22 protein-coding genes and 1 rRNA gene are annotated in these 21,286 nt (G+C 40.7%); 11 read left to right on the top strand and 12 right to left on the bottom strand.

Going from position 1 to position 21,286, the window contains the following annotated elements; all coding sequences use genetic code 11:
- Positions 1 to 206 precede the first annotated feature (206 nt).
- Positions 207 to 680, top strand: a complete 474-nt coding sequence (locus tag ACJJVX_RS04190) for a DUF4124 domain-containing protein (RefSeq protein ID WP_082379079.1) — start codon at positions 207 to 209, stop codon at positions 678 to 680.
- On the opposite strand, the gene ACJJVX_RS04185 is transcribed toward ACJJVX_RS04190, so the two are convergent.
- Together ACJJVX_RS04185 and ACJJVX_RS04180 are read right to left on the bottom strand one after the other, a co-directional pair.
- Positions 669 to 1,787, bottom strand: coding sequence for an aminotransferase class V-fold PLP-dependent enzyme (locus ACJJVX_RS04185; protein ID WP_054206805.1), 1,119 nt, complete (start codon positions 1,785 to 1,787; stop codon positions 669 to 671). The genes ACJJVX_RS04190 and ACJJVX_RS04185 overlap by 12 nt on opposite strands.
- On the bottom strand, positions 1,788 to 2,966 hold the full coding sequence (locus tag ACJJVX_RS04180; RefSeq protein WP_054206806.1) for a monodechloroaminopyrrolnitrin synthase PrnB family protein: 1,179 nt from the start codon (positions 2,964 to 2,966) through the stop codon (positions 1,788 to 1,790).
- A gap of 138 nt (positions 2,967 to 3,104) precedes the next feature.
- On the opposite strand from ACJJVX_RS04180, the gene ACJJVX_RS04175 reads away from it, so the two are divergent.
- The 4 genes from ACJJVX_RS04175 (at position 3,105) to ACJJVX_RS04160 (ending at position 8,846) form a co-directional block, all read left to right on the top strand.
- Positions 3,105 to 3,563, top strand: coding sequence for an Lrp/AsnC family transcriptional regulator (locus tag ACJJVX_RS04175; protein ID WP_054206807.1), 459 nt, complete (start codon positions 3,105 to 3,107; stop codon positions 3,561 to 3,563).
- A gap of 72 nt (positions 3,564 to 3,635) precedes the next feature.
- Entirely contained in the window at positions 3,636 to 6,350 is a 2,715-nt protein-coding gene (locus ACJJVX_RS04170) for an ATP-binding protein (protein WP_405630332.1), read from the top strand.
- A gap of 94 nt (positions 6,351 to 6,444) precedes the next feature.
- Positions 6,445 to 7,704, top strand: coding sequence for an alpha/beta fold hydrolase (locus ACJJVX_RS04165; protein ID WP_331458722.1), 1,260 nt, complete (start codon positions 6,445 to 6,447; stop codon positions 7,702 to 7,704).
- Positions 7,704 to 8,846: a GNAT family N-acetyltransferase gene (locus ACJJVX_RS04160; protein WP_054206810.1), complete on the top strand. Its 1,143-nt coding sequence runs from the start codon at positions 7,704 to 7,706 to the stop codon at positions 8,844 to 8,846. Before ACJJVX_RS04165 ends, ACJJVX_RS04160 begins: the two co-directional genes overlap by 1 nt.
- Here the strand turns inward: ACJJVX_RS04160 and ACJJVX_RS04155 are convergent.
- A complete protein-coding gene (locus ACJJVX_RS04155) occupies positions 8,830 to 9,423 on the bottom strand; it encodes a DUF938 domain-containing protein (RefSeq protein ID WP_054206811.1) in 594 nt (197 codons plus the stop codon). The genes ACJJVX_RS04160 and ACJJVX_RS04155 overlap by 17 nt on opposite strands.
- Before the next feature lie 178 nt (positions 9,424 to 9,601).
- Here ACJJVX_RS04155 and ACJJVX_RS04150 point away from each other — a divergent pair, with 178 nt between their 5' ends.
- The 5 genes from ACJJVX_RS04150 to ACJJVX_RS04130 all read left to right on the top strand — a co-directional run bounded on the left by ACJJVX_RS04150 (position 9,602) and on the right by ACJJVX_RS04130 (position 12,672).
- Positions 9,602 to 9,778: a hypothetical protein gene (locus tag ACJJVX_RS04150; RefSeq protein ID WP_405630328.1), complete on the top strand. Its 177-nt coding sequence runs from the start codon at positions 9,602 to 9,604 to the stop codon at positions 9,776 to 9,778.
- A 97-nt stretch (positions 9,779 to 9,875) separates the two neighbouring features.
- Positions 9,876 to 10,241 carry a hypothetical protein gene (locus tag ACJJVX_RS04145; protein WP_054455978.1) on the top strand — a complete coding sequence of 122 codons (366 nt, stop codon included), beginning with the start codon at positions 9,876 to 9,878 and terminating at the stop codon, positions 10,239 to 10,241.
- Between the two features lie 8 nt (positions 10,242 to 10,249).
- Positions 10,250 to 11,626 carry a lyase family protein gene (locus tag ACJJVX_RS04140; RefSeq protein WP_054206812.1) on the top strand — a complete coding sequence of 459 codons (1,377 nt, stop codon included), beginning with the start codon at positions 10,250 to 10,252 and terminating at the stop codon, positions 11,624 to 11,626.
- A 117-nt stretch (positions 11,627 to 11,743) separates the two neighbouring features.
- Complete coding sequence (locus tag ACJJVX_RS04135; RefSeq protein ID WP_054206813.1) at positions 11,744 to 12,265, top strand: hypothetical protein; 522 nt, start codon at positions 11,744 to 11,746, stop codon at positions 12,263 to 12,265.
- Positions 12,266 to 12,276: 11 nt separating this feature from the next.
- Entirely contained in the window at positions 12,277 to 12,672 is a 396-nt protein-coding gene (locus ACJJVX_RS04130) for a hypothetical protein (protein ID WP_054206814.1), read from the top strand.
- Positions 12,673 to 12,683: 11 nt separating this feature from the next.
- Here the strand turns inward: ACJJVX_RS04130 and ACJJVX_RS04125 are convergent, their stop codons facing one another.
- The 8 genes from ACJJVX_RS04125 to ACJJVX_RS04090 form a co-directional block, all read right to left on the bottom strand.
- On the bottom strand, positions 12,684 to 12,869 hold the full coding sequence (locus ACJJVX_RS04125; RefSeq protein WP_082355731.1) for a hypothetical protein: 186 nt from the start codon (positions 12,867 to 12,869) through the stop codon (positions 12,684 to 12,686).
- A 63-nt stretch (positions 12,870 to 12,932) separates the two neighbouring features.
- Positions 12,933 to 13,250: a hypothetical protein gene (locus ACJJVX_RS04120; RefSeq protein ID WP_054206815.1), complete on the bottom strand. Its 318-nt coding sequence runs from the start codon at positions 13,248 to 13,250 to the stop codon at positions 12,933 to 12,935.
- Positions 13,247 to 13,885 carry a DUF4178 domain-containing protein gene (locus ACJJVX_RS04115; RefSeq protein WP_054206816.1) on the bottom strand — a complete coding sequence of 213 codons (639 nt, stop codon included), beginning with the start codon at positions 13,883 to 13,885 and terminating at the stop codon, positions 13,247 to 13,249. The genes ACJJVX_RS04120 and ACJJVX_RS04115 overlap by 4 nt, the downstream gene beginning before the upstream one ends.
- Before the next feature lie 74 nt (positions 13,886 to 13,959).
- On the bottom strand, positions 13,960 to 14,652 hold the full coding sequence (locus ACJJVX_RS04110) for a PspA/IM30 family protein (RefSeq protein WP_054206817.1): 693 nt from the start codon (positions 14,650 to 14,652) through the stop codon (positions 13,960 to 13,962).
- A gap of 24 nt (positions 14,653 to 14,676) precedes the next feature.
- Positions 14,677 to 15,090, bottom strand: coding sequence for a YjfI family protein (locus ACJJVX_RS04105; RefSeq protein WP_054206818.1), 414 nt, complete (start codon positions 15,088 to 15,090; stop codon positions 14,677 to 14,679).
- 80 nt (positions 15,091 to 15,170) lie between these two features.
- Positions 15,171 to 16,823 (bottom strand): polyamine aminopropyltransferase, encoded by a 1,653-nt coding sequence (locus tag ACJJVX_RS04100; RefSeq protein ID WP_405630448.1) that lies wholly within the window; start codon positions 16,821 to 16,823, stop codon positions 15,171 to 15,173.
- Between the two features lie 72 nt (positions 16,824 to 16,895).
- Positions 16,896 to 17,795, bottom strand: coding sequence for a DUF350 domain-containing protein (locus ACJJVX_RS04095; RefSeq protein ID WP_054455984.1), 900 nt, complete (start codon positions 17,793 to 17,795; stop codon positions 16,896 to 16,898).
- Positions 17,796 to 17,833: 38 nt separating this feature from the next.
- Entirely contained in the window at positions 17,834 to 18,748 is a 915-nt protein-coding gene (locus ACJJVX_RS04090; RefSeq protein WP_054206821.1) for a hypothetical protein, read from the bottom strand.
- A gap of 589 nt (positions 18,749 to 19,337) precedes the next feature.
- Here ACJJVX_RS04090 and ACJJVX_RS04085 point away from each other — a divergent pair.
- A complete protein-coding gene (locus tag ACJJVX_RS04085; protein WP_405630324.1) occupies positions 19,338 to 19,619 on the top strand; it encodes a hypothetical protein in 282 nt (93 codons plus the stop codon).
- Between the two features lie 98 nt (positions 19,620 to 19,717).
- On the opposite strand, the gene ACJJVX_RS04080 is transcribed toward ACJJVX_RS04085, so the two are convergent.
- A 16S ribosomal RNA gene (locus ACJJVX_RS04080) occupies positions 19,718 to 21,259 on the bottom strand.
- Positions 21,260 to 21,286 lie beyond the last annotated feature (27 nt).

Genomic DNA, 21,286 nt, shown 5'->3' with positions numbered 1-21,286 from the left:
AGCCTAATTAACTAACAGAGCGGTTAAAGTACTTGCTACACTGACACTTGATCGGCACTATATACCCAAACCACCTCTAGATGCAGACTTCAACGTTTCACAGGTGTTTAATATTAAGACGTTACTTTGCAACAATGGCAATCCATTTTAAGAAGTAACAACGATGAGAGTAAGTGCCTATGAAGCAAACGCGTGAGGGATAGATCGTGAAAGTATATTTAAAATGTTTAATGGGGTTACTAAGCTTACTAATTTTGCCTGCGCACGCAGCAGTTTATCAATGCACAATAAAAGGGGTTGCTACATTTAGCCAACAACCTTGCGGCGAAGATGCTGAAATCATCATTATCCCAGAAACCAATAGAACACAAATCGCTAAAAAGGATTCTGACAAAAAAAGTGATGATTCTGTCGAAAATTACATCAGCGGTAAAAAAATTGATAGAAAAATTAAAAAAATTGAGCGCGCGATAAAATTATTGCAAAACGCGCTCTCCGAGCAAAAAATAAAAATAGGTTATATGACTCAAAAAGCGGCAAACCGCTTAGGAGCAGAGTCTATTGCCGATGCGATTGAACAACAAACCATCATTCTTGAAAAAGAAGTGCAGCCTAAAATAGATGAGCTTCAACAGCAAATTGCAGCCTTAAATGTCATTAAAGCTCAACTAGGTCAATAAAGTCCCCTTTATGAGGGTGATAAATCGCTTCATATCAGCGTTATCATTATAGATATGCGGCGAAACTCTTACACCATAAGCACGTACGTCAACACTAATATCAGCCTTAGATAAAGCATCAATAATCGTACTTTGCTTTGCACCAAAATCAAATATAGCCGTTGCGCTACAACTCTCGGGCGCTGTTGGAGAAACTAAAAACTCCCCTAATTCTGCATTTAACAGCATCAACAGGGACAAATTATGCGCACGAATATTTTCAACCCCCAAATTAGCAAAGTAATTGATACTATGCCCTGCAATAACAAAAGGTGCGATTGACGGTGTCCCACCCCAAAAGCGCAGTGCCGTGGCATGATATTCAAAATGGTGTATATCGAATTCGAATGGGTTTTCATGAGAGAACCACCCGACATCTTGTGGTTTACACACTTTAAGCTGGGCCTTACTCAACCATAAATAGGCTGCACCAGGCCCCGAGCACAGCCATTTAACACTTGAGCCAATCATAAAATCGACCTTTACTTCACTCAAATCTAACGGTAGCACACCGGCAGATTGCGCAACGTCAACAAGGCTTAAGCTATTGTTCTGTACACAAAGCTCTGCAATTTTAGCAACAGGTGCCTGTTGACCTGTATTTGAGTATGCGTGGCTTATAAAAACTAAGTCGGTATCTGCTGTCAAATACTGCTGCCAAACCGCAATATCAGTGATATCTAAATGTTCGGGAATGAATTCAATCGATGCCGTTTTCGGTAATGCTTTTTGCATTACAAACCCCATACTTGGAAAGTCACTTTGCGCCATAAGCACTTTACAATGATTGTTAAGCAGTCGTGGGTGCGACATCAAAAGCTTTGTTAGCGCACTAGAAAGATTAACTTGTGGACAAAATTGCTCGCTCGGCGAATTAAATAATAATCCTAATGCATGTGTAAAACGTGTAATAACACCAAGCCATTGCTGCCAAGGTTCTTTATTAGTGTTCTGCCAAGGGGCAAAAAAGTGTTGATTAAAATCAGCTTGGCTACTTTTTAATGATCGCCCCACAGAATGGTTTAGTAAGTAGCAGCCTGATGTTAAATTAAAATCATCTTTGTACATTTACTTTTTCATCCATTGCTTTAGCTGTGTTAAATCATCAAAACGGGTTTTTATATCATCTCGCTGCGCGGCAGCACGGCGATCTCTTAATTGCTCGAGTGAATCAAGCAAGATATGTAATGGGGGGCCACTCGCCGTTACCTTATTTATATGTTGTTGCTGCATTTGCTGCGCAGGCTGTGCAATAAACTTACTCACCAACTGATTGTGATGGCCTATCGCTGTATCGCCATGCAGCTTGCATACTTGGATAAATAATTGCGCATTGGTTTGAAACCACTGACTGTCGCGCTCACTGCCTGCGGCTAAAAAGTCATCCATAATGCTCGGCATACGCATACTTTCACGCAAGGTTTGCTGATCTTCAGGCATCATATATAAAAACTTATCCACCAGCATTTGTGAATAGCTGGGCTCATTTGCAAAGCATAATCCCAACAACATATCGATTACATTTATACCTGCAAAATCCCCTGCATTCGCGCCACGATAAACCTCCTTTCCCACTCGATATGGCTTATAATATGGCCTTACACAAAAGAAGAATCTATCGGTATCCAATTGACTATAGAGCGCATTATTTGATTCAATAACCTCAAGCAAAGCCTGCTTCGCAACTTTAAGTAAATCTGCACATAATGGGTGCGAAATTCCCAATGGTTGAATTTTCAATAATGCATCAGCAACACGCTTATACGCTAAAATGCCCTTGGTGTTGTAATCAATAAACAGTTTCTCATCCGGTAAATCAGTAAAGCGTTTATATAGACCATTGACGGCTTTATTATGAGTTGTTAAATGAGCTGTAGCAAAACGAGGGGTAACTCCGATTGAAGCGCCAATATGCATAGCTAAGGCTGATGCTTCGACTAGTGGTGAAGTCGTTTCACGTGAAGGCTCTGTGATTTCATGTCGTCGACAAGCCCCCATAAATAAACCAACATTACCCAACAGATCAAACGCACTATCAAAACCTTCATCCGTATTACCCTCAGCCAGTAATTTACGAATATGCGCATTACCTTCCATTTCTAGCTGATGCTTATATTGCTCACCTACAAATTCAACATTTGCTTTGTCTTCTTGTTGCCAGTAAATGCTTTCTAGCTGATTATTTATTTCCACAAAGCGGGTTCTGAGCCACTCGTCAAATGCTTGAGTATTTTTGCTCACAGACATAACTCCACACCTAATTATTATTGCATTTATGTTAACAGATAGCATAGAGTACAAATCAACAAAACCGCCAATAAAAAACCAAACTATTAGCAGAAATCACTCTATAATATTAAAAAATAAAACTAAATCACTACAAAAATGAACCTAGATAAAAAAGATCATCAATTACTTCGGTTATTACAAACTCAGGGACGCACTTCCGTGTCAGAGCTAGCAACACATGTTAACTTATCGGACACGCCTTGTTTGAGGCGCATTAAAAAGCTTGAATCTAGTAATGTTATTTGCGGCTATCATGCAGCGTTAAACCCGCGAGCGTTAGGGCTAAATGTTTTAGTTTACGCATTTGTAAGATTAAGCCAAAATTCAGTGGGTGCGGCTCAAATGTTTGAAGAGCAAGTCGAAAAACTAAACCATGTACTTGAATGCTCTGTTATTTCTGGGAGCTACGATTATTTACTTAAAATCATTGCCGCGGATTTAGAGAGCTACGAAAGTTTTGTAAAACATAAACTCGGTAGTATTAATTGCATTGCCAATATTGAATCTACCGTCGTGTTAAAACAAACATTTAGTAAAAAACAATTACCCTTGTAAAAAACATCGCAGCTCAGTCGCAATTCGCTATACTCAATAAACTGTTGTAAATAATGACTCATAAGGAAACATGTGAAAGTATTTCGTTCAACATCCAGTTCATTTTGCTTTTATGTGCTTTTTGCCCTCGCCTATTTTATTATCGGTAAGCTACTAACTAACTTTGCGTTTCAATCTCAAGTTATTCCGATTTGGATCCCTGCAGGTATTGCTTTAGTCGGCTGCTTTATTTGGTGGTGGCGCTTTATTCCTGCTCTATTTATTGCTTCAGTTGCATTTAATTTAAGTATTGGTGATAGCCCAATAAGCGAAAATGCTTTAATCGGCAACACCCTTAATGAAGTACTTTTAATTGGCTGCGGGGCTGTATTGCAAGGGATCACTGGTGCTGCAATCTTAAGATACTGGTTAGGCCACCCTCTGTATTTAAAAACTCGCTTAGCAATCATTTATTTTATTGCGGTTGTTGGTATTGCCGTAAGCCTTATATCAGCTAATATTGGTGTTTTTGCACTTAGTGCATTTAATCCGGCATACAGCATGGTTAATCATTGGCAAAATGTGACTTACTGGTGGTTAGGTGATGCACTTGGGGTTCTTATAACAACCCCTGCTTTGCTCGCACTATTACAACCTAAATTTAAACAACACTATGTAACCCCCCTACCTACAGTTTTTGTATGTTTCATACTGTTCATTTCGGTCGCATCAACAACTAAGCTATACAATCAAGAAAGTAAATCAAATGCCTTACAAATTGCAAAACGCGAGGCACAAGTAATTGAAAATAGTTTATTTAGATATCTAAACCGTAGCCAAATTGCTGTACAAAGCTTAGCAAGCCAAATGCAAGCATCCCCAAATTTAAGTCAGCAAGAATTTCATAACTATGCAGCTGAGTTACTTGCTCAACACACCTTTATTAAAGCCCTGTCTTGGAATATAAAAGTACCTCAGGCAAGAGTCGATGATTTACGCAAAGACCTTGCTGAGATTTATCAAACTGACGTGAAAGTCAAAGGTGAGCCCCTTGCTTCAGACGATCCTTTAGTCGTTGTAAAATATATCGCACCTTTAGAAGGGAACCGCTCCGCGCTTGGCCTAAATGTATTTTCTAATCCAGCTCGTCGTGCCACGCTACTCGATCCTAATATCAAATATCAGCCCGTTGGCACTCAAATAATAAACCTCGTCCAAACCAAAGAGCCAGCGCCAGCTTACTTACTTTTTTCACCTGTCTATCAGCAAGGTACACAAGATGATCCAATAAAAGGTTATGCAACAGGTGTTTTTTTAGTTCGAAATATTATTGATCAAGCGATTAATGATGAGCAAAGCAATATGTTTAATATTGCTTTATTTGAAGATCAAGCAGACACCCCTTTCTATCTAGGAAATAAAAATACAACTGTAATCGGTGATGATTTTACCACTATAAAAATTAGTTTTTCAGGACAAGTATGGCATTTACAACTAGCAATAAAAGATGAGTTTATACCTCACCAAGCAAATCACTTAACGTTGTTTTTGCTTATTCTACAAGTGGTAGTGAGTACACTTATTTTGCTGGTTTTATTATTATTCAACCATCAACATATTGCATTATCGCGTTTAGTTACCGAGCGCACACGCTCATTAGTACGCGCTAAAAAGCAATCTGATTTAGCAAACCAAGCTAAAAGTCGCTTTCTCGCCAATATGAGTCACGAAATTCGCACTCCACTTAATGCTGTTATTGGTTTTTCGACGCTGGCAAAAAAAGATGATGACGCTAAAACATTAAATGGCTACCTTCAGAAAATAAATTTAGCGTCTAAATCACTATTAAGCCTTATCAATGATGTGCTGGATATTTCTAAGATTGAATCACAAAAATTAACACTGGAATTAAGCCCATTCGATTTAAATAACTTACTTGATCGTATTAATACTATGTTTGAACAAAGTGCACACAATAAAAAAATAAACTGGACTATGAACAATCAACTGCCAACAAACATCTGGTTTGAAGGCGATGCTATGCGTGTTGAGCAAATATTATTAAACCTATGCAGTAATGCAATAAAATTTACCGCTGAAGGTGAAGTGAGTGTCAGCGCGCTTGCCAAACAAGTTGATGATACTCGTATGCAAATAACCATCATCATTAAAGATTCTGGTATTGGTATAGAGCCTGCTGATCAACGCAAGCTTTTTGATGCATTTACACAAGCCGACAATTCAACATCAAGACGCTTTGGTGGCACAGGTTTAGGCCTAGCAATTGCAAAGGAATTAAGCTTATTAATGGCTGGCGATATAACACTAAGCAGTGCTAAAGGAGAGGGCTCTACATTTACTTTTACCGTGTTACTGAATATATGTGCACCGATAGAAAAACCGCAAAAAACTCAGGAAAATGTTGATTTAAGCACCCTAAGAATATTGGTGGCAGAAGATAATCAAGTCAATCAATTGGTCATAAAAGCAATGCTGAGCGCTCTTAAAATCACCCCCATAATTGTTGAAAACGGTGAGCTTGCTGTCGCCAAAGTTCAAGAGCATGATTTTGACTTAGTGCTCATGGATTGCCAAATGCCCATTATGGATGGCTACCAAGCAACAAGCTTAATTCGTAAAATTAAAACGGCCGAACAATTGCCAATCATTGCATTAACAGCAGATGTAATGCCTGAAGATAAAGCTCATGCATTAGCCATTGGGTTTAATCAACACCTTGCAAAACCTCTCGAACTCGATAAGCTAACCGAGTGCCTAACCAACTATGTAGATGTTTATGAGCCTTAATGGAATATTGCTAACCCTTACTTTACTTGTCACCTCTAATATTACTCTCGCTCAAACTAACTGTATTAATCAGTTAGCGGATCTAAGTTATATTATGAAAAGTAAACAACAAGGCCTGTTAAGGTTTGAAAGTAGCCGCCCTGCTACCGATTTTTCGTATCAAACGGATCTCGCATTTAGTGATTATTTAGCGTTTGCATATCAATATATTTTAGCTAAAAATCCACGTGCATCTATGCCTTGCCCTATTTTTACTGACACCTATCAACACCTAGTTAAACAACAACAGCGAACAAGCACACCAAATATTGTTGATTTGATAGCGCCATTTGAATTACGCCAAAATAACAATCATAAAGCCGTGTTATTAATACACGGGCTCACTGATTCGCCATTTACCTACCACGATCTAGCCCAAATTTACTTTCAACAAGGCTATACAGTTCGAACTTTATTATTACCCGGTCACGGCACTGCCGCTGATGCGTTAAGTAATATAAACGCCAAGCAATGGCAGCAAGCAACAGCTTATGCAATCAAGCGCACAGTTAAAGATTTTGATCAGGTGATTTTAGGGGGCTACTCTACGAGTGCCGCACTTTTACTTAATTACTTAACAGTGCAACCAGTTGACTCGAAAATAAAAGCGCTTATGCTGTTTTCACCCGCGACAGAACCACATAATAAAAATGGCTGGCTTGCCAAGTGGATTGACCGTATTCCCTTCATTAACTGGATAGATAAAGATGCCGATATTGATTTTGCAAAATATGAGTCATTTCCATTTAATGCAGCAACCGCCGCCGATGATGCAATGCACTCTATCGCGTTATCAACATTAATAAAACGGCCATTACCAAACTTGCCTATTTTTTCAGTGATGAGTGATGTCGATACCACGATAGATACTCGTGCGTCGCTGCAGTTATTAACGGCATTACACGATGTAAAAGCACGCCCAGCTAACCGTTTAGATACCTTGGTTTATTATGGTGATGCAACAAAAATCACCCGTGACTTTCCCGATGATTACACACTATTAAACCCGCAGTGCAAAAGTTCTACCTGTAAAAACATTCATGGCATTTCCCATATCGCCGTCGTTAACTCACCAAACAACCCTTATTATGGCATAGCTGATGTTTATCGTAATTGCGGTAGTTATCTTGATGACGATGCATTATATAAGCTGTGTAAAACAACCAAAACACCTAATATTGGCGAGCGTACTGCTGAAAACATTGCCGCATTTCCAACCTTTCAACGCCTCACTTATAACCCTTATTTTACTGAGCAAGCACATTATATAAAACAGTTTATAAAGCAGGTTGAAGGCTTTCAAGGTAATCAATAATGACCACATTTAGTCACCGCTGGCTTGCCAGCATTAGTGAGATTGAGGCTGGCGTTTGGCAGCAATTTTTTACCGATAATCCCTTTACGAACCATGCGTTTTTATTTGCATTAGAACAAAGCCAATGCGTATCAGCCACGACTGGTTGGCAACCACAACATTTAGCTATTTATCAAAATGATATTTTGGTGGCACTGGCCCCCGGTTATTTAAAAAGCCACTCATATGGTGAATATGTGTTTGACTGGGCGTGGGCGCAGGCGTATGAAAAGCATGGCCTAGAGTATTACCCTAAATGGTTATCGGGCTCTCCATTTAGCCCTATTGAAGGGCAGCGTATAGCGATTGACCATGCGCAACCAGATCAAGTATATCAATACATTACTGCGCTTTTAACAAGCCAGTGTGAACAACAAGGTTGGTCTGGCTGGCACGTTAACTTTTGCACACAGCAGCAAGTATCACATCTCACCTCTCATCAAGGCATGCATCGTACTGGTGTGCAGTTTCAATGGCAAAATCAAAACTACGCTACTTTTGATGATTTTTTACAGCATCTGACCGCACGTAAGCGTAAAGCTTTAAAAAAAGAGCGCAGTAAAATAGCACAGCAAAATATAACTATTAACTGGTTACAGGGCGAACAAATCACTGTAGAGGTGATGAGCCAGTTTTGTGAGTTTTACCAACGGACTTATTTAAAGCGCTCTGGCCACATGGGCTATTTAAACCATGATTTTTTTATTTTACTGCATGCCTTAATGGCCGAACAACTGGTGATCATGCACGCAATACATGATGGTGAAGTCATTGCGGCAACGCTGAGCTTTAAAAGCAATGACACATTATATGGGCGCTATTGGGGAGCCGTTGAAGAAGTAGACTGCCTGCACTTTGAGCTTTGTTATTACCAAGGTATTGAGTATTGTATTAAGCACCAACTTAGCTGCTTTCACTCAGGTGCGCAGGGCGAGCACAAAATAGCCCGTGGTTTTGCCCCAGTATTTACCCACTCAGTGCATAATGTGATAGATAGCAACTTTCGCCCTGCAATCGCAGATTACTTACAACGTGAACGCCAACATATACATATCTATCACCAACAGTGCGCTGAGTTATTACCTTTTAAAGCAGACGTTTAAAAATTAATAACTGATTATTGGCAGGCATAGCGATATCTTCAACAAACGTTAAACCTGCTTTTACGGCTAATTGCTGTACCCATTCAAAATCACGAATGCCGCTTTGCTCATCTTGCTGCTTTAAAAACTCATCAAAGCGCTGATTACTTTCACTAGTAAAAGCGCCATTGTATTTAAACGGTCCATAAATACACACAATGCCTTTTGCGACTAGATGCTTGCTCACGCCAGTAAAAAATTGCTCAACCAATGGTTTACTCACGATATGCAAAGTATTGGCGGTATAGATTGCGTCAACGGTACTTACAGGCCATGGATTATTTAAATCTAGCTCAATGGGGGCGTGTAAATTACTCAGCTGCACTTCATCAACCCATTGTTTAATGCCATTGTGATTCACAAGGCGATCACTGGTGTGCCATTGTAAATGAGACAAATTCGCAGCAAAATGCACGCTATGTTGACCCGTACCAGAGCCAACTTCGAGTACGCTTTCAGCATGCGCCAAATGGGGTATGATGCCACGTAATATTGGGCTCTTATTGTTTTCGCAGGCTTGTGAGAAAGGTTTTATCATATTGCAGTGCACCAATATTGGTAAATTATGCCTCCAAGTAAAACAAATATCCTTCATAATGTCGCGCAAAAAAACCACATTTAAAGTAAATGTTTTAATATTCAATGTAGTAAAAAAAGATTTAATCATGGTATGGGTTATGCACTCTCTTAATCGAATCAACTAAATGGAGAAAACTATGTATATATCCCCTTACACCGCTCTAGACGCTGCAGTTGCAGTTGCAGCAAGTGAAAAACCAGTGACTGATAAACTAGGCAGCGATGAACGTGCTACTGTAATTGATTTACTATCACAAAAAAATCAGGCATTAACACATGAAACCGACCAAATATTTATCCTTGGCTATAATTAAACAACTCGCCTCCTGTCATTATTTACAATTTGTGACTTGCACCGAAACCGATTAACTGTAATGATAACAATTATCGTTACAGTTAATCGGTTTTCTTATGCATGAACATCAAGCTATGCTTTATTATCAACAGCAAATGAAATGTGTTTGTCAACGTCCGGGGCTACATGCTCCCGCGTTAGTTGCAAATTATATTGAAGCTGGTTTGAGTGCTGCACGCTATTACGAAAAAAATAATAGCATGCTATTACAAGAGCTCTATCTAAGACGTACTTTTCATGAAATCCTCAACAAAATGTGCGACTCTTTAATTCATTGTGCCATTCGTAAGCAATGTTTAGAGCAACTGTATAAACCTTTACTGGCGTTAAAGCGCTTTTATAGAAGCCATAATAGTACCGGGAAATACCTCATATTAGAGCGTGAAGCCCGTATTCTCAGTCACGAATTCAACCCTTTCTAGGAGCTTTTATGAGCGAATTTAGAACCGAATCAGATAGCATGGGCGAACTACAAGTCCCTACAGAAGCACTTTATCAAGCGCAAACTCAACGAGCTGTAAATAACTTTCGCATTAGCGACTTAGTAATGCCAAAACAGTTTATTACTGCTCTTGCGTACATCAAACAAGCCGCAGCTCAAAGCAACAACGAACTTGGTCATTTAAGTAAAAATAAAGCACTGTTAATCGAACGTGCATGCCAAGAGATCATTGATGGTCAACATTTAGAGCACTTCCCTATTGATGTGTTTCAAACTGGTTCAGGTACCAGTACCAACATGAATGCGAATGAAGTAATTGCAACACTGGCAAGTCGTTATGGTGATGAAGTTATTCATCCTAACGATGATGTAAATATGGGCCAAAGCTCTAATGACGTGATCCCCACAACCATTGCGGTGAGCAGTGTTATAAACGTGGTGTATGAATTATTCCCGGCGCTAGATCAGTTATCACAAACGCTAGAGCGTAAAAAATCTGAAGTGGGTGACATTGTCAAAACTGGCCGTACCCACCTGATGGATGCCATGCCAGTTACATTCGCGCAAACTCTTAGCACGTGGCAACATCAAGTTGATACTGCGATGGCGGGTATTCGCTTCAGCTTAGACGGCGTGTCAGCTTTAGCGCAAGGCGGCACTGCAGTTGGCACTGGTATAAATGCTGATCCTCTCTTTGCGGAGCAATTTTGTAAAAACCTCAGCGCCAATGTTGGCGTACGTTTTACACCGAGTAAAAACTTCTTTTATAATATTGGATCGCAAGATGCGATTGTTGCTTTATCGGGGCAATTAAAAGTACTTGCCGTCGCACAAATGAAGATAGCTAACGACCTACGTTGGATGAATTCCGGCCCGTTGGCGGGCCTTGGTGAAATAGAGTTAGAAGCATTACAACCTGGCTCTTCAATTATGCCAGGCAAAGTAAACCCTGTGATCCCTGAAGCGGCTGCTATGGTCAGCGCACAAGTGATTGGCAACGATGCAACGATTACAGTTGCAGGCCAATCAGGCAACTTTGAGCTCAATGTCATGCTACCTGTGATCGCCTATAACATTTTGCAAAGTATCGAACTGCTAGCAAATAGTAGCCAAGCCTTAGCCGATAAAGCAATCCGCTCTTTTAAAGTTAATCAAACTAATATTGATAAAGCACTCGCTAAAAACCCAATCTTAGTAACCGCACTTAACCCTGTAATTGGCTATGCTAAAGCCGCTAAAATAGCCAAACAAGCATACCAAGAAGGTCGCCCAATACTCGATATTGCCGAACAAGAAACAGATCTATCACGTAGCGAGCTGGAAACTTTACTTAACCCCGCAAAGTTAACTCAAGGCGGGCTATAAAAAATATTAAACCCGTCCACAGCGACGGGTTTAACCTTTGAATGCCATAGTTTTTATTGCTGTGTAATCTGCAAAGTGTATGATGGTGATTACTTGTTCATCACTGTGAAGGTTATTATGCGCTTATCTCTTATCGCTGTTTTGCTGCCGTTATGTTTATCTGCATGCTCAGATGCTGGTACATCAGGTTCTAACACTACAAACTCTGTGGCTGAAAACTCTGACACTTCAGAGCACGCTCAACTAAGCCCAGCTCCCGCAGCCCTTATTAAAGACAATCAAACAACTAAAGTAGACCCACTAACAAACGTTGTAGCCAGCAAAGAAAGTCTTAGTATCGCTCACCAACAGTTAAAAGATTTAATTAGCGATCCACAGTGTGATGACCATACTCAGTGTAAAATATTAGCTATTGGCAGTCGTGCTTGCGGCGGCCCGAGTAGCTATGTTGCTTATTCAACTAAATCAGCCGATGAGCAAGAAGTGCTCGCATCAGCAAAGCAAGTCACTTCATTAGAAAGCCAATTTAATGCGCAAACGGGTATGATAAGTATTTGCCAACACCTAACTGAACCAAGTGCTCAATGCATTGAAAATAAATGTGTTAAACTTGAAGGCTCTGCAGCAAGTGTTTATTAAGGGATAATAGTATGAGCCGTTTTTCTTATTCTAAATTATTAGCTACCGCAACTGGTTTGCTGATGCTCAGTGGCTGTGCTAATACTGCTGACTCTTCAAAAAATAATAATGTAGATTTATCTAAATCTAACAAAGCATTGGGTGAGTTGATCCAAGAAAATAACTGTACAGCCAGCTTTCAATGTAAAGTGCTTGAAGTCGGGCAACGTGCCTGCGGTGGGCCGAGTCGGTATGTAGTCTATTCAACGTTACAAACGCCACAAGAAAAAGCAGAGCAATTAGCACGTCAAATTACTGCACAAGAAACGGCTGAAAATAAAGCGAACGGATTAAGTGATTGCTTACCGATTTTACCTATTCAAGCATTATGCATTGCTCAGCGGTGCCAGTCTTTTGACCTGAAATAATATGGTATTCACTATGTTATTAATGGAAGCAATGAGGAAATCACTACAACCGCCACGATGCAAACCCCGGCCTTAAAAATATACTGTACTGGCATTTGTTTTTTTATCCAGTAGGCATAAATAAATCGTACAAAATAACTTGCTGCAGTACCAAATAAAGCAAATATTAGTAGGTAGGCGATTAACAGTATATTCACGGCAGCTCATTCTTTAATAATTTAAGCCCTCAGTGTAAGGGCTTAAATTCAATAAGGCAAAGCTTAGCGCTTACTTGTGTGTGCAATTAACAGTTCAGCAACTTGCTGTTTTACTGCGCGCTTATCATCGACTGCAACCCCAAAACGATCTGCAAGTAAGGCGATCTCTTCGTCATTAAGATTAAACGACAATCGCTGCCGCGTCTTTTTTGATTTTACATCAAGAGCCAAAATTTTACGGATCATATCTGATGGTGTCAGTTCTTGGTCAATCGCTTGTTTTTTTATCGATTTTTGTACTTCACTGCTTAAATCAAAGGCCATTTGGGTTGCTCTAACCGCTTGCTCTTGGCGCTGCCATTTAGCCTTTGCATCACTCACTTTGCGTCTCCAGGAAACAAATCAACAATATCACTCATTGGACGCGTAAGCGTAAGTGATACCTCTGTTTCACCGCCATCCCAAATTTCAATATTTAAGCCAAAGCCTTCATCGGGCGATGCTAAACAGATCATCTCACATGGTTCACCACCTTCTTGCTCATAACGAGGCAAGGTTTGACCACGGTAATCTTTATTATGAAAATAACAAACATAAGGCGACTCACTTTGTTGATAGCTTTTAGCTAAAAACTGCATGTGGCGCTCAGGTGTATTTTGTACATCAATTTGTGTCAGTGAATCTTCATCAAAAATACGCGAAAACTCATCTAAGCCAAAAATCTCTTCAACTTCATCGCGCTGAATCTTTATTGAGAAGTTAGCCCACTCCTCACCATCGTCTTGCTCAATTTGTAAAAAAACAACTTGGCCACTGTTTGTTTCAAGTACAAATTCAGTATCACTGCTGTGCTGATATTGATACGTTTGAATATCAATAACACGCAATGTTTCGCCTTTTAACCACGAAGGGTAAGCAAACGAATCAATAACGCTAAACATGTCGCCTTTTTTAAGTTCGCTGGCATGATTAAGCTGACGCTCTGGCTCTTTTTTAGATTTAAAAAAATTAAACATAGGAGACTGCCTTTAAGCAAAAAAGGCAACAAGGCCGAAAGCCTGGTTACCTTTTTAAAATATGGACGTAAATATTAGCTATTTTGCTTCGCTTTAATGCGAGCTAAAATATCAGCGCTTTTTGGACTTGAATCGCCAATGCCTGCTTCAGCCATTTTTGCTTTTAGATCATCGCCGTTTACATCAGACTCAAGCTGTTTAGCTGCACCAAGCTGGTCGCTACGATCTTGCTGACGTTGCTTAATACGCTCTAAAGATTGACGAGCCGACGTCATAGACGAGCTGTTTGTATTTAGCGTGCTGTTAACAGCCATTGTCGCTTGTTGAACGCTTTCAGTCGTCTTAACCATAGTAAGCTGACGTTGATTTTCTTTGATCGATTTCTCAGCGTCTTTAACTTGCTGCTTAAGGGCAACAATGTGGTTACTAAAACCCGATAATACTTGTTCGTTTTCAGCTTTCTCAGCTTCAAAATCACCAATTTTTTCTGCAATTTCTAGCGCCAACGCTTCGTTGCCCTTTTCAAGCGCTTGCCCTGCATATGCTTCATGTTCAGCGATTGATGCATCTACAGCGCTAATTTTACGCTTAGTTTGCATTTCTTTAGCCATTACTTCCGTAAGGCTTTTCTTAGCGCGGTGGAGAGCATTTTGCGCGTCAGCAATTTCTTGCTCAAAAATACGGATGCCATTTGCATCTACAATTGCTTCGCCTGCTTCACGAGCGCCGCCACGTACTGCTGTAAATAATTTTTTCAAAATACTCATAATCTTAACTCCACTAACTAGCTATTAATCATTTAAATACAAAGTCACGGCTTCTAGTGCATCTATAGCGTTATCTGCTAATGTCACTAGTTCGTGGGTAACATCATCTAATGATGAGTTTACCGACAGTGCACCAAAAATCGCGTATTTGTTATCGATTTTAGCAAATGCACTCAGCGGAATTGGCACGTTTAAACGTAGTAATGTTTCGTTTAATTCGTTGCGTAATTCACTTTTAACTTCATTTTCGTCAAACAAGTAGCTAATACATAATAACTGCTCTTGTGTTTGCGTAACAAAAATTGGAAGTTCATCATTTCCATCAACAATGACTTGTAACACATCCTGCTCACCTGGATTGGCAATCAAGAAAGATTCAAAGTTAGCGCCTTCAGTTTCAAAAGCCGCTAATTTTATTGAAAGTTCGTTTAATTCCATGTCTGTGCCTTTTTGTCGTTTGACATATTATGTCTGAGTTAAGATTCGCACGGGCGACATATTATGTCAACCATGTTTTATTAATTTTTGTATAATTCGCTTTCTACCTGCCACGCACTTCGGTAATAATCATACAAAGTACCTGTGCCTAATTGATTGACTTCAATATCATTTATTTGTTCAAAATAATGATTTGGAAACACAAATGAAGCCAATAAATATTTTTGACTGATCCACCTAGAAGCAATAGGTAGCGTTTTTATATCGCTAATTCTGGCACTGGCAGGTTTCCCTGCGGTTGTTGCAATCGTCCAGCCCCACTGACCAAAAGACGGAATATTTTGCTGATACTGCTCAACATGCTTAAATCCAGCTGCTTTCACTGTTTTACCAATGCTTAAAAATGCGTTTTTAGCATGGTACGGTGACGTTGACTGCACTGCCATGGCCCCATCAGCAGCTAGCAGTTGACGCACGTGATTGTAAAAATAATCACTGTACATTTTATTTAAGTCGGGATGGTTTGGATCCGGTAAATCAATAATTATAGTATCAAAGCGCTCCCCTTCACCGAGCAACCGCTCGACTTCTAAGAATGCATCACCAACAATGATATTAGCTCGCGGATCTAACATCGCATTATTATTAAGCTTACTTAAACGTGCAGTGATCTCAGCAGGTGCAATAAACTCATCACTTGGATAACCAAATAAATCAAGTAGCTGTCCATCTAAGTCAATTAAAGTAACTTTTTTAACGGGCCATTTTAGTGCATCTCTTAATGCTAAACCGTCGCCACCACCCACAATCAAAATATTATCATGACGGTTTGAAGCCAACATCGCAGGATAAACTAACATAGAGTGGTAAATCTGCTCATCAACACTAGAGAACTGTAAACGTCCATTTAAATAAAGATCTGTAATAGGCTCTGGCTGATTAAGGCTTAAACGCTCTGTGAGTACTAAGTGCTGATATTTAGTCGCTTCAGAATAAATAACTTTATCCTTATACAATACGTTACTTAAATTTTTCATCCAGCTACTGCCAAGCACTAAAATAAAAGCAAATAGCACGAGCAAAAGGATATGGCATACAAGTAATAATTTGGCGAAACGTACATGGGTGTGATAACGCCATAAAAATGCCAGCCCTGCAATAATATTAAACAAAGCGGTCCATGCGGCTGCTTGCATAATCGGCATAGACAGCATGATACTCACCCAAATAGCCGCGCCAATACCGGCACCAATATAATCTGCACCATAGATAGTGCCTGCATTATTTTCTAAAAAGCGGCCATAAACGTGCTGACGAATACGCGCTATTAACGGTATTTCCATACCAATCAATAAACCAAGTAATAGGCCAAACACATAGGGTAAAAATCGAGACCAATCTTGAAGCTGTTGGAACACATAACCATTTAATATGGTATCGGCAGGTAAATTGAATATCTCAGAAAAAATATGAGGTAATGAATAGCTTACAGCAATGATACTCGCTATTGCTAAAATACAACCCATACCAACAAGTGCAATCAAACTCTCTAGCCATGCAAAAGCGGTAAACGCATCTTTAAACCAGCGCGCTAAAAATGCACCGATCCCCATAGCAACAATCATGGTGCCAATCATCGCATAAATAGCACTTTCAACAGAGCCTAATACACGCCCGGCATAATGCGACAAAAGATATTCATATATAAGGCCACACCCGGCAAGTACGGCCATAACAGTAATTAATAAAAAATCATGCCCAAGTAAGGCGTACTTACTTGGGCTTTGCTTAGAATGTGACAAGTTTTATGCGCCTAGTAATGTAGCCATGGTAACACCAACAGCAAACGATACCGCTGCTGAAATAGCCGCTACGCCTACATTTTTCTGACGGTTAACTTCATCTGAAATATCGCAACCTGATAGAATAATTTTGATTGTGATCAGATGTAACACTATAAATACAAGCAGGCTTATCATTGCGCTTACAGCCCAGTAAAGCAAACTAGCACTAATATTATCAGCAACATACGGTGCAATACCTGTTGCAGCAGTAATCGCAAGTGCGCTACCGATTAGGAAACCAGCATAACGAATCCCAACAGCCAAATTGCCATCTACAATAGCCTGCTGCAAACAATCGCCGCTGCGATTTGTACGCTTAAACAGTTGCACTCGATACTGACTTACTAACAAAAGTACAATGCTACCAATCACAAATGCAGCAATAACAATTGGAAGTCCATACCAACCATCTGTTGCGACCCAAAATAGTGCAGAACGGATGACAATTGCAACACTCACAACATGGCCAAAATCAATCACTGCCGCTGTGACATTACCTTTTACTATCTCATCATGTAAGCTAACTTTTCGTAAAGCCACTTTATCCTGAAAAAAGTGCCCTAACTTAATTAGGGTAATTGCCAATAAACCGTAAGCCGTCATTTGCAGCGCTTCTTGCTGTAGCGTTGCAGCAAATGAGCCACTGCTTACACCAGTTAAAACAATGGCCAATGCAACTAAACCAGCAGCAAAACTAATTCCAAACGCAAAGTTATCGCGCTCTGTAATTTCATCATTCGCGTGTAAGTTTGATACCCAGCCTTTGATATATTTTAGACTCACAAATAAAGCGATAATAATTGCGAAATCGATCGCTATCGCTTGTAGTGACCACATTGTTATTCCATTAAATTCGTACATATTATTTACACTCCAACACTAATTCTTTAAATAGCCGTTTACTTACCGCGACTTACGCCACGAGAGGTTCTATTATTGCTGTTTCTCACCGTTCCAGAGCCTTTGCTATAACTACTACGGCTTTTAGGTGGCGTATAACTGCTGCGACTTAACCCTGATGCACCTGTCTTTTTAGAAGCATACGGGCTTGAGAATTGCTTACCTTGGCGTTGATATGATTGTCTGGTGCGGGTTTCAACCGCAGTTTGCGCTTTAATTTGCTTGGGACTAGAGTAGCGTGAGCGCCCATAATCACTGTAATAACTATATTTACGACGTTTACTCCAGCTACCATATTCAACGCGATCAAACACATCACCTAAAATACGATACATGCCGTACCACTGCCAAAAACTAATTCCGTTACTGTTAGTCTGCCAATTGCCGTAGTTAGGATTGCCGACTAGCTGATTACCTTCACCAACGCCTTCAGCCTGTTGGCTAATTGCTCCAACTCGTGCTAAAGAGCCCCCTGACATATCAGCAAGCATATTAATCGGATCAGTCAATGCATCAGCAAACAAAGTAGGTTTGACGGCATCGCGCAACAAATCTAAATTTTGTAAAGAATCTTCATAAGGAGGGATTAAATAAGTGCTTTTTATATCGGTAAGACGCTGTGTCAGGCCAGCATAAAGTGCACCTTTTTGAGTTGCGTCTTGTGCTATAACAGATGCAACCTGTGATAACTCCGGTTTTTCATTTGCGATAATACGTGCATATTCACTCAATAGTGTCGCATTACGAATTGAGCCATTATCCAATGCTTTGCCGAGTTCATTTAACTCAATTTCAGCTTTAGCAATAGATTGTTGAATTGTTTGTTGCAACTGCTCTTCTTTCGATTGGCAGCCCATAAGCAAGCTTATCAAACAAAACAGGCTTATAAGTTTCCAAGCTTTTATATTCGACATTCATGTCACCTGATTTTCTAAATTAACCTGCCTAGTTTTACACAGCTCAGAAAGTAAACCAAGGATGAAATTGCAACAAGATGATATTTTCTAAAGGTCAAAGCCTATGTTTTACTGCACTCAACTTTTAATTAGCTAGATGGCAACTAGAAGGTGACACGAGCTCCCCCTCATAGCCGACAAACACTCTATACGATAACCCCCTCAAAAATTTGAAGTGCTCTGCTTTATAAACATAAGCTCAGCGAGTTAATCTAGTAATGGTTTTTGCAAATTTAGTTGGACGCTCTCTCATTTGAATTTAAAAACTGCTCAATTAAAAATGGATACTTAAATGTACAAATACCCAATACATAGTATGACCCTATCTAACTAGGCTGAATGATTTATTCTTATTACATTGACAATGTTGTCTCATTAAAATAATTTAAAAAGGTACAAAACCAAAAATGAAGAACTCTTCAATTATAATAAGGAATTTTTAATGAAGAAAATATCCATTGCCGCTTTTCTAATGTCTTCGCTATTTTTAAGCAGTCAAACATTCGCCGCTGATTTCTGTATAACTAAAGAGAAGTAACCAAGCAGGATGCTAGTATTAAGCTCTGCCGGTGGTTTGTCATCGTCCCTATTTCCTATACTGCATGGCGATTTAAGAGATATTCCACTTGAGAGTAAAACAGGTAAAATTACTGGGATTAATTACACATCTGCAAATTACCCAGATTCTTTTGGCGAGATTGTTGAATTGTGCTTTTATCGAGCATATAACAACAATCCCGTTAAGTGCGAACCGGTGTTTGTCAAACTAGTTGTCGCGATCACTACGTTATGCACTCTCCACGTTGACGATTTCACGTTCGGGGTTTAGGTGCACTTTTTCTGGTAAATCCCAGTTGCGGATGTCACCACTCCAGCGCTTAACAATCATCTGTGTGGACACTACGAACAAATAAGTTCTAAATCGTATAAGGAGGTGATCCAGCCCCAGGTTCCCCTAGGGCTACCTTGTTACGACTTCACCCCAGTCATGAATCACTCCGTGGTAAACGTCCTCCCGAGGGTTAGACTATCTACTTCTGGAGCAACCCACTCCCATGGTGTGACGGGCGGTGTGTACAAGGCCCGGGAACGTATTCACCGCGTCATTCTGATACGCGATTACTAGCGATTCCGACTTCATGGAGTCGAGTTGCAGACTCCAATCCGGACTACGACGCACTTTAAGTGATTCGCTTACTCTCGCGAGTTCGCAGCACTCTGTATGCGCCATTGTAGCACGTGTGTAGCCCTACACGTAAGGGCCATGATGACTTGACGTCGTCCCCACCTTCCTCCGGTTTATCACCGGCAGTCTCCTTAGAGTTCTCAGCATTACCTGCTAGCAACTAAGGATAGGGGTTGCGCTCGTTGCGGGACTTAACCCAACATCTCACAACACGAGCTGACGACAGCCATGCAGCACCTGTATCAGAGTTCCCGAAGGCACCAAACCATCTCTGGTAAGTTCTCTGTATGTCAAGTGTAGGTAAGGTTCTTCGCGTTGCATCGAATTAAACCACATGCTCCACCGCTTGTGCGGGCCCCCGTCAATTCATTTGAGTTTTAACCTTGCGGCCGTACTCCCCAGGCGGTCTACTTAATGCGTTAGCTTTGAAAAACAGAACCGAGGCTCCGAGCTTCTAGTAGACATCGTTTACGGCGTGGACTACCAGGGTATCTAATCCTGTTTGCTCCCCACGCTTTCGTACATGAGCGTCAGTGTTGACCCAGGTGGCTGCCTTCGCCATCGGTATTCCTTCAGATCTCTACGCATTTCACCGCTACACCTGAAATTCTACCACCCTCTATCACACTCTAGTTTGCCAGTTCGAAATGCAGTTCCCAGGTTGAGCCCGGGGCTTTCACATCTCGCTTAACAAACCGCCTGCGTACGCTTTACGCCCAGTAATTCCGATTAACGCTCGCACCCTCCGTATTACCGCGGCTGCTGGCACGGAGTTAGCCGGTGCTTCTTCTGTCAGTAACGTCACAGATATGCTCTATTAAAACACACCCTTTCCTCCTGACTGAAAGTGCTTTACAACCCGAAGGCCTTCTTCACACACGCGGCATGGCTGCATCAGGCTTGCGCCCATTGTGCAATATTCCCCACTGCTGCCTCCCGTAGGAGTCTGGGCCGTGTCTCAGTCCCAGTGTGGCTGATCATCCTCTCAAACCAGCTAGGGATCGTTGCCTTGGTAAGCCATTACCTTACCAACTAGCTAATCCCACTTGGGCTAATCTTTTGGCGTGAGGCCCGAAGGTCCCCCACTTTGGTCCGTAGACATCATGCGGTATTAGCAGTCGTTTCCAACTGTTGTCCCCCACCAAAAGGCATATTCCCAAGCATTACTCACCCGTCCGCCGCTCGTCAGCAAAGTAGCAAGCTACTCTCTGTTACCGCTCGACTTGCATGTGTTAGGCCTGCCGCCAGCGTTCAATCTGAGCCATGATCAAACTCTTCAATTAAAAGTTTTTTCTGTTCTCATCCAATAA

Origin of the sequence: Pseudoalteromonas sp. Ld20 (genome assembly GCF_045064175.1) — a bacterium.
GTDB lineage: Bacteria > Pseudomonadota > Gammaproteobacteria > Enterobacterales > Alteromonadaceae > Pseudoalteromonas > Pseudoalteromonas neustonica.
Note: the sequence above shows the minus strand (reverse complement) of the source record. Positions and strands in the feature narration are given on the sequence as shown.

Coding starts and splice junctions, on each gene's coding strand:
- ACJJVX_RS04130 (WP_054206814.1), top strand. CDS start 12,277: ATGAGCCGTTTTTCTTATTCTAAATTATTAGCTACCGCAACTGGTTTG.
- ACJJVX_RS04140 (WP_054206812.1), top strand. CDS start 10,250: ATGAGCGAATTTAGAACCGAATCAGATAGCATGGGCGAACTACAAGTC.
- ACJJVX_RS04105 (WP_054206818.1), bottom strand. CDS start 15,090: ATGGAATTAAACGAACTTTCAATAAAATTAGCGGCTTTTGAAACTGAA.
- ACJJVX_RS04175 (WP_054206807.1), top strand. CDS start 3,105: ATGAACCTAGATAAAAAAGATCATCAATTACTTCGGTTATTACAAACT.
- ACJJVX_RS04095 (WP_054455984.1), bottom strand. CDS start 17,795: ATGTACGAATTTAATGGAATAACAATGTGGTCACTACAAGCGATAGCG.
- ACJJVX_RS04165 (WP_331458722.1), top strand. CDS start 6,445: ATGAAAAGTAAACAACAAGGCCTGTTAAGGTTTGAAAGTAGCCGCCCT.
- ACJJVX_RS04180 (WP_054206806.1), bottom strand. CDS start 2,966: ATGTCTGTGAGCAAAAATACTCAAGCATTTGACGAGTGGCTCAGAACC.
- ACJJVX_RS04090 (WP_054206821.1), bottom strand. CDS start 18,748: ATGTCGAATATAAAAGCTTGGAAACTTATAAGCCTGTTTTGTTTGATA.
- ACJJVX_RS04145 (WP_054455978.1), top strand. CDS start 9,876: ATGCATGAACATCAAGCTATGCTTTATTATCAACAGCAAATGAAATGT.
- ACJJVX_RS04155 (WP_054206811.1), bottom strand. CDS start 9,423: ATGATAAAACCTTTCTCACAAGCCTGCGAAAACAATAAGAGCCCAATA.
- ACJJVX_RS04185 (WP_054206805.1), bottom strand. CDS start 1,787: ATGTACAAAGATGATTTTAATTTAACATCAGGCTGCTACTTACTAAAC.
- ACJJVX_RS04115 (WP_054206816.1), bottom strand. CDS start 13,885: ATGTTTAATTTTTTTAAATCTAAAAAAGAGCCAGAGCGTCAGCTTAAT.
- ACJJVX_RS04085 (WP_405630324.1), top strand. CDS start 19,338: ATGCTAGTATTAAGCTCTGCCGGTGGTTTGTCATCGTCCCTATTTCCT.
- ACJJVX_RS04160 (WP_054206810.1), top strand. CDS start 7,704: ATGACCACATTTAGTCACCGCTGGCTTGCCAGCATTAGTGAGATTGAG.
- ACJJVX_RS04150 (WP_405630328.1), top strand. CDS start 9,602: ATGTATATATCCCCTTACACCGCTCTAGACGCTGCAGTTGCAGTTGCA.
- ACJJVX_RS04135 (WP_054206813.1), top strand. CDS start 11,744: ATGCGCTTATCTCTTATCGCTGTTTTGCTGCCGTTATGTTTATCTGCA.
- ACJJVX_RS04110 (WP_054206817.1), bottom strand. CDS start 14,652: ATGAGTATTTTGAAAAAATTATTTACAGCAGTACGTGGCGGCGCTCGT.
- ACJJVX_RS04100 (WP_405630448.1), bottom strand. CDS start 16,823: ATGGCCGTACTTGCCGGGTGTGGCCTTATATATGAATATCTTTTGTCG.